2 protein-coding genes are annotated in these 1,637 nt (G+C 49.3%); both read right to left on the bottom strand.

The annotated features are described in order from the left end of the window. Positions 1-40: 40 nt before the first annotated feature. The gene (locus tag Q0236_RS03240; protein ID WP_297915099.1) at positions 41-1,150 is read right to left on the bottom strand and encodes a double-cubane-cluster-containing anaerobic reductase; all 1,110 of its coding nucleotides are present in this window, start codon (positions 1,148-1,150) and stop codon (positions 41-43) included. Next, positions 1,147-1,637, bottom strand: a 491-nt coding sequence (locus Q0236_RS03235) for an acyl-CoA dehydratase activase (RefSeq protein ID WP_297915097.1), incomplete at its 5' end; no start/stop codon positions are given. The genes Q0236_RS03240 and Q0236_RS03235, both read right to left, overlap by 4 nt.

Below are 1,637 nucleotides of genomic sequence, written 5' to 3'. Positions count from 1 at the left end.
ATTTAGAAAATTCTTCATTTTAAAATTTCGAGCTACCCGCTTAAAGCAGTTCTATAAACGCTTCTAGACGCGTTCGAATTTGCCCGACGTCCTGTTTGGAGTAGTCGGTCTCCAAGCTCATATAGTTCGCTCCGGCTTCGCGGCTTGCCTCTTTGATGCGATTTGTCTCGATCGCGTAGGTGTGACAGCCGCTTAACACGACGTCAACGACGCCGTGGGCTTGATACTCGTGGATAAATTCCTTTATAATATCGCCTCTGGCGTCGTTTTGATACATCACCGAACAGGGGATTTTGAGATAGCGCTCGGCGATATTTGCAACCAAATCGCCCTTAGTTTGTACTTGGTTTTGATAGCCCTTGGTGCCGGAGCAGTTTTCAAAGGCTACCACGTCCGCGCCCAGCTCCTCTATCTGCTTGATAACCTTTTCATACACGCCTCCGCTTGGACAGCCGGTGATGATGATCCGCTTTTTGCGAGTTTTCGGCGGCGTCATCTCCTTTGCGGCGGCTATGTAAGCGCGTATCATTTTAAGCTTTTCGCGTTTGTCGTATATGAAGTCGCTCGCAAATGAAATTTGATGAATTTCGCTGCCCGCTACCGGCATCGGATTTAGTTTGCCAAGCTCTAAAAGCTCCAACATCACATCGCGCTCTTCGTTGTAAATTTGCACCGCATCGAGCAGTGCTTCATCCGTGATTTTCGTATTAAATTTTTGCTCCAAAACTTTGCGAAATTTCCTAAGCTCATCGGTGAAAAGCTCCAAGCTCTTGCCACCGGTCATATTCGGCAGTTGCAACACGTGGACGTCCTTGTGCTTTGCCAGCAGCTCATACATCTTTTTCTTGCCGTCGCAGGTCGTTTCGCCTATGACGAGATCGCTGGCGTTCATATAGGGGCATTTTTTAGTAACTGCGTAGCCGTAGCTTGCTTTAATTAGCGGGCAAAGATTACGCGGAAGCTCCGCGTGAGCGGCGTCTATCGGGCTCTCGTCATAGGCACAAAGCCCAACCGGCACGGCGCCCGCGGCGTAAATGAGCTCCTTTGGCGAATAGGTGCAAAACATTCCCACTACGTGTTTGCCTTGCTCTTTTAGATCGTGCAGAGCCATTGCGTTGCGCTTTTTAAGCGCGTCAAAATCCATCTTCATCTCGTCTCCTTTGAAATTTCATTTGCTTTGCGTGCGCCGATAAGCGAAGCGCCCATCGCGCCGCAGTAGATTGCGTTTTCGTGAGTAAAAATCTCAGCCCCCAGATGCTCGCCTAGAAGCTGTTTAAATAGCGGCACGTTGCTAAGCCCGCCGCTTAAAAAGTAAATTTGATTTTCCAGCCGTTTGATGAGAGCGGCGACCTTGTGCGCGGAGGAATCCACGATAGCGTAGGCGATTTCGCTAGTTTCAGCTCCGTTTGCGCTTAGCGAGACGATCTCGCTTTCTGCAAAAACGGTGCACGTCGAGCTAATTTTAATCGAGGGATTTTTTCGAGCGGTCTTGTAAATTTCGCTAAGTTCAAGCCCCAAGCGACCCGCGCTGATCTCTAAAAATTTGCCCGTGCCCGCCGAGCATTTGTCGTTCATGATAAAATCCGCTGGTTTGCCGTTTTCTATTTTGATCGCTTTGGTGTCTTGCCCGCCCACAT

Origin of the sequence: uncultured Campylobacter sp., from assembly GCF_938031315.1 — a bacterium.
GTDB lineage: Bacteria > Campylobacterota > Campylobacteria > Campylobacterales > Campylobacteraceae > Campylobacter_B.
Note: the sequence above shows the minus strand (reverse complement) of the source record. Positions and strands in the feature narration are given on the sequence as shown.